The sequence below is a fragment of the Anaerosporobacter sp. genome (assembly GCF_965301125.1).
The window spans coordinates 1-5,701 of sequence record NZ_CBDLAM010000215.1 but is presented as its reverse complement, the minus strand read 5'-3'; the positions used below and the strand labels follow the sequence as shown (position 1 = coordinate 5,701).

At 32.8% G+C, this 5,701-nt stretch carries 4 protein-coding genes and 1 pseudogene; 2 read left to right on the top strand and 3 right to left on the bottom strand.

What is annotated here, in order from left to right; all coding sequences use genetic code 11:
* Positions 1-59: 59 nt before the first annotated feature.
* From spoVG to ACW2QF_RS17010, 3 genes and pseudogenes are all read right to left on the bottom strand, one after another.
* A pseudogene (gene spoVG / locus ACW2QF_RS17020) lies at positions 60-254 on the bottom strand (septation regulator SpoVG); the annotation flags it as partial.
* Positions 255-471: 217 nt separating this feature from the next.
* Positions 472-1,593, bottom strand: coding sequence for a glucose-1-phosphate adenylyltransferase subunit GlgD (gene glgD, locus ACW2QF_RS17015; RefSeq protein ID WP_455717210.1), 1,122 nt, complete (start codon positions 1,591-1,593; stop codon positions 472-474).
* Entirely contained in the window at positions 1,593-2,864 is a 1,272-nt protein-coding gene (locus ACW2QF_RS17010) for a glucose-1-phosphate adenylyltransferase (RefSeq protein WP_455717209.1), read from the bottom strand. Before ACW2QF_RS17010 ends, glgD begins: the two co-directional genes overlap by 1 nt.
* A 301-nt stretch (positions 2,865-3,165) precedes the next feature.
* Here ACW2QF_RS17010 and murC point away from each other — a divergent pair, with 301 nt between their 5' ends.
* Together murC and ACW2QF_RS17000 are read left to right on the top strand one after the other, a co-directional pair.
* Positions 3,166-4,557 (top strand): UDP-N-acetylmuramate--L-alanine ligase, encoded by a 1,392-nt coding sequence (gene murC, locus ACW2QF_RS17005; protein ID WP_455717208.1) that lies wholly within the window; start codon positions 3,166-3,168, stop codon positions 4,555-4,557.
* A gap of 315 nt (positions 4,558-4,872) precedes the next feature.
* Positions 4,873-5,701: DnaD domain-containing protein (locus ACW2QF_RS17000; RefSeq protein ID WP_455717207.1), on the top strand; the 829-nt coding region annotated here is incomplete at its 3' end.

Below are 5,701 nucleotides of genomic sequence, written 5' to 3'. Positions count from 1 at the left end.
AATCTTTCATTTTAATATTTTTCTATATTGATATTTTGAATACGATCTCTTGTTTCTTAATTGATTGGATGTGCGATATCTCTGTACTCTCCATCTCCAGCTCTTCGACTAGGCATAGCGATAAATAATCCTTTTTCACCTTCAATAACTTTGATATCATGAACAACAAACTCATTATCAAATGTAATTGAAACTACCGCTTTCATCTTGCCTTCCTTACTTACCTTCCTTACTCGAACGTCTGTAATCTGCATTTGAGTAAACCCCCTTTTTGTTTGAAGTTTTAAGTCAATTAATAAGCCATACATATTTCGCTTTTATATAATAAGAATCAAATTCTTACCCCATATAAATATTAAAAGTGAATTATTAATTTACAGCACACAACTTTCACTACTAGCAAACTAATACTTACAATTAATTACTTACATTATAGAAACGATTCTCTTAGCGACGTTACAAGATACACCTTTACAATACATATCTTTCGTTCTTTTCAATAACAACTTTTACTTCACCATTCTCACCAACATGTCTTGTATTCATGCGAATTGTATCTCTACTTTCTACGATACAATTTTCAAGATATGTGTTGTCCCCAATATGCACATCATTCAATATTATTGAATTCTTAATAACACAGTTGTTACCAACATACACTTTCTTAAATAATATTGAATTTTCTACTTGTCCATTGATTATACAACCGCTTGAAATTAAGCTGTTCTTAACAACAGCATCTTTATTGTACTTAGCTGGTGGCATGTCATCTATCTTAGAATATACCCCCGGATACTCCTTGAAGAAATAATCTCTTATCTCTTTATTAAGAAAATCCATATTCGTTTTGTAATAAGATTCTACAGTCGCAATATTACTCCAATAACTATCAAGATTATAAGCATAGATTTTTTTCAAATTCTTATATCGAATGAGAATATCTTTAACCAAATCGTGTCTTTCTTCAATAGCTGATTTTTCAATCAGCTCAATTAATTGTCTTCTTCTGATTATGTAAATACCTGTAGACACAGTATCTTGTGATGTTACAATTGGTTTTTCTTCAAACTCCTCTATCCTACCATCTTCATTGGTTTTAACTACACCAAAGCGACTAGCATCCTCTTCTTCTTCTAGTTTTTTACAAACAACGGTAATATCCGCCTTCTTAGCTATATGATACTCCAAAACTTTATTATAATCAAGCTTATATACACAATCTCCAGATGCTATAATTACATATGGTTCATGACTGTTTTTTAAAAAACTAAGATTTTGATATATTGCGTCTGCAGTACCACGATACCAGAAACTATTATCTACTGTTATTGTAGGATTGAATACATACAAACCACCTTGTTTTCTACCAAAATCCCACCATTTCGATGAATTCAAATGTTCATTTAATGATTTTGCATTATACTGCGTAAATACAGCAACTTTATGAACATGGGAATTTGACATATTACTTAATGCAAAATCAATACTTCTATATCCACCAGCAACAGGCATTGCTGCGATTGCCCGTTTACTTGATAGTTCCTTCATTCTACTACTATTTCCACCTGCTAATACAATTCCTATTGCTCTCATTACATGTCACCTGCCTTAATTAAAGTCTCTCCACTAGGTAAATATCCATTCTGATAATCATCTGGTTTTGTTACTCCTGAAATAGCGGTATTCTTACCAACTTTAACATTATCAGGGACATATGAGTTCTCTCCTATTGTAACCAAACCAAATGAATAAATATTTGGTTCTACAACATTCGGTACTTCTTCCCCAACTCCCAGCTCAACATTATTACCGATATCTACACTTTCAGCAATAATAGCTTTGTTGATTTTACAATTCTTTTCTATTCTAGAAGATGTCATAATGATTGAATCTCTAACTACAGTTCCTTCTCCTATATATACACCCGATCCAATTACCGAGTTATATACCTCTCCATAAATTTCTGCACCTTCTCCAATAATTGCTCTATCGACTTTTGCATCTTTAGAAATGTATTGTGGTGGAATAATATCACTCTTCGTATATATCTTCCAAAACTCTTCATATAAATTAAACTCAGGAATCAAATCGATTAATTCCATATTTGCTTCCCAATAGGATCCTAACGTACCAACGTCTTTCCAGTACCCATTATACTCATATGCGAAAATACGATTATCATTCTCGTAGCAATACGGAATGATATGTTTACCAAAATCACATCCTTGTTGATCTGATAGTTTAATTAAAGCATTCTTTAAAATTTTCCAGCTAAATATGTATATACCCATTGAAGCCAAATTACTTCTTGGTACTTTCGGTTTTTCTTGAAAATCTGTTATCTTTCCATTCTCGTCTGTGATAACAACCCCAAATCGACTAGCTTCTTCCATCGGTACTGGTATTGTTGCTATTGTCACATCTGCCTTATTGGCTTTATGATATTCTAACATAACTTCATAATCCATTTTGTAAATATGATCTCCACCCAAAATCAACACATATTCAGGATTATAGTAATTCATATATTCTAAGTTCTGGTATATAGCATTTGCAGTTCCTGTATACCATTCACTACAATTACTCTTTTCATACGGTGGTAGTATGGATACTCCACCAACATTACGGTCTAGATCCCATGGAATACCAATTCCAATATGAGTGTTAAGTCTTAATGGTTGATATTGTGTTAGTACCCCAACAGTATCAACTCCTGAATTAATACAATTACTTAACGGGAAATCAATAATGCGATATTTTCCGCCAAACGCAACAGCAGGCTTTGCAACTTTCGATGTTAAAACTCCTAGTCTTGAACCTTGTCCTCCCGCAAGCAACATTGCTATCATTTCTTTTTTTATCAAGTAATCACCTCTTGTTGTTTTATATTTCTTATTATAACATGAATCCTTATAATTGTGAACAAAATCCACAGTATCTAATTGATATTTTGTAACATATTAACTAACATAATATAATGTCTCCCCCTATTCATTGTGATTTTTGCTTACTTTTTTTCTTTTTTCTTCCATTCCTTTTGCTTATATCTCCTTTTTTATACAGTCAAATTTATCCATACTCGATTTTCTATTTGTTTTTTTCATAGAAATGGTTATAATAACAGTATAGTATCATATACTAATTTAGAATAGGAAGTGTCGTTCCATGTATAAAATCAATTTTAATGAACCAATTCACATTCACTTTATTGGAATTGGCGGAATCAGTATGAGTGGCTTTGCTGAACTGTTACATACAGCAGGCTTTACCATTAGCGGTTCTGATTCCAAGAAAAGTAAAATCACAGAGCACCTAGAAGCAAAAGGCATTACTATATTATATGGTCAAAAAGCTTCAAATATTACTCCTGATATAGATTTAGTTGTATACACAGCTGCTATTCATCAAGACAATCCAGAGATGCAAGCAGTTTTACAACAAAATATACCAAGAATGGACCGTGCTGAGATGGTTGGGCAAGTTATGCTTAACTATAAGAATGCTATTGCTATATCAGGTACTCATGGTAAAACAACAACAACATCAATGCTTTCACAAATCTTTCTAGAAGGAGATTTAGATCCTACCATCTCAGTTGGTGGAATCCTAAAGGCTATTGATGGAAACATTCGTATTGGTAAATCAGATAACTTCATTACCGAAGCATGTGAATATACCAACAGTTTCCTTAAATTTAATCCACGATACAGCATTATCTTAAATATTGAAGAAGATCACCTGGATTTCTTCAAAGACATTAATGATATTCGTCAATCTTTTAAGTTATTCGCTAAGAGACTTCCTGACGATGGAGTTTTATTTATCAATGGCGAGATTGAAAACTATGAAGAGATTACACGAGATCTTACTTGTAACGTTGTAACATATGGTATTCAATCAACTCCAGAAACTTCTTATACTTATAGTGCTGCTAATGTATCCTTCAATGCTGATGGATATGGTGAGTATGATTTAATGCACAATGGTGAATTTATGGACCATATTACCCTAGGGGTAGTTGGTATGCATAATGTATCAAACTCTTTACCTGCAATTGGTTTAGCTCTTGAACGTCAAATTCCAATGGAAGATATTAAACGTGGCTTAACTATGTTCCACGGAACAGAAAGAAGATTTGAATACAAAGGTAAAGTTGCCGGAATTACAATTATTGATGATTATGCACATCATCCAACAGAAATCAAGGCTACTCTTGAATCTGCAAAACGTTATCCTCATGAGTCAATTTGGTGTGTGTTCCAACCTCATACGTATACTCGTACAAAAGCTTTCTTAAAAGACTTCGCTGAAGCTTTAACGCTAGCTGATAAAATAGTATTAACTGATATTTACGCTGCTCGTGAAGTAAACACAGGCGAAATATCTTCAAGAAATCTTCAAGCAGAACTCGACAAACTTGGTAAAGAAGTTTACTATTTCCCAACATTTGAAGAAATAGAAAACTTTTTATTACAAAATTGTACTAACGGCGATTTGTTGATAACTATGGGCGCCGGAGACGTTGTTTCTATTGGAGAATCATTATTAGGTGAATAGTTATCCACATTATCCACAATCTTATCAACAATTTTCTTCAGATAAGATTGTGGATTATTTTTTTGTTTTTTGAAACACACCGGTGCACAGTTTATAGGCCTCGTCTAGTACAAAGTACCTACCCCTAGATAGTTATCCACATTATCCACAAAATATATCCACATTCGTCAAAAAAACAAATACCAAAATCCCCTATTTGCATTATATTTGGATTATGCTATAATGTAAAAACATCGGGACTGAATAGTTACAAACACTGATGGTAACTAAGCTTCCCTACCCCCTGTTAATATTTTTTTAGAAAGGATTGCTCGTATGAAACCAATTACGTTACATACAAATCATATGAACGATGTAACTATAATCTCTAATATCTTCATTGACGAATATATGCCAAAAGCAAATGGATCATTTGTAAAAGTATATCTCTATCTTCTTCGTCTTTTATCTAGTTCTGATAAAATTGTTTCAGTTGCAGTTATTGCTGATTGTCTTGAGGATTCTGAAAAGGATATTATTCGAGCGTTAAATTACTGGGACAAATCTGGAATTCTTACATTAGAGAAAGATAGAAAAGATACTATAATAGGTATAACAATTAACGACTTAACAAACATGGATCAAACTGCTTTCAATGAGATTGCTGCATCATCCTCTCTTATTGATGAAAATATTAACCAATTAGACTCTGAAGACTCTTCCCAAATTACTACTATTTCAAAAGATATGGATGAGCCAAAGACGTTTGAAAAACCAACCTACTCCCCTTCACAAGTGGAAGCTTTAACTAAGAACGACGAAGTTAAATGGCTTATGAATATAATTGAAATCTATTTGGAACGACTATTAAAACCTACTGATATTCAATTGATTCTCTTCTTATATGAGAATGTTGGTTTTTCCGTAGAATTAATTATGTATCTATATGAGTACTGTGTCTCAAAGAATAAGAAAAATTCTTCTTATATTGAAGCAGTTGCATTAAAGTGGGCAGAAGAAGGCATTGATACTGTAGAAAAAGCGGAAGCCACTTCTGTTGCATACAATGCTAACTTTAATGCGGTTTCCAAAGCATTTGGATTGAACCGTATGCCTGGAGCAATCGAACAAAAATTCATTACAAAATGGGTTAATACTTATGCTT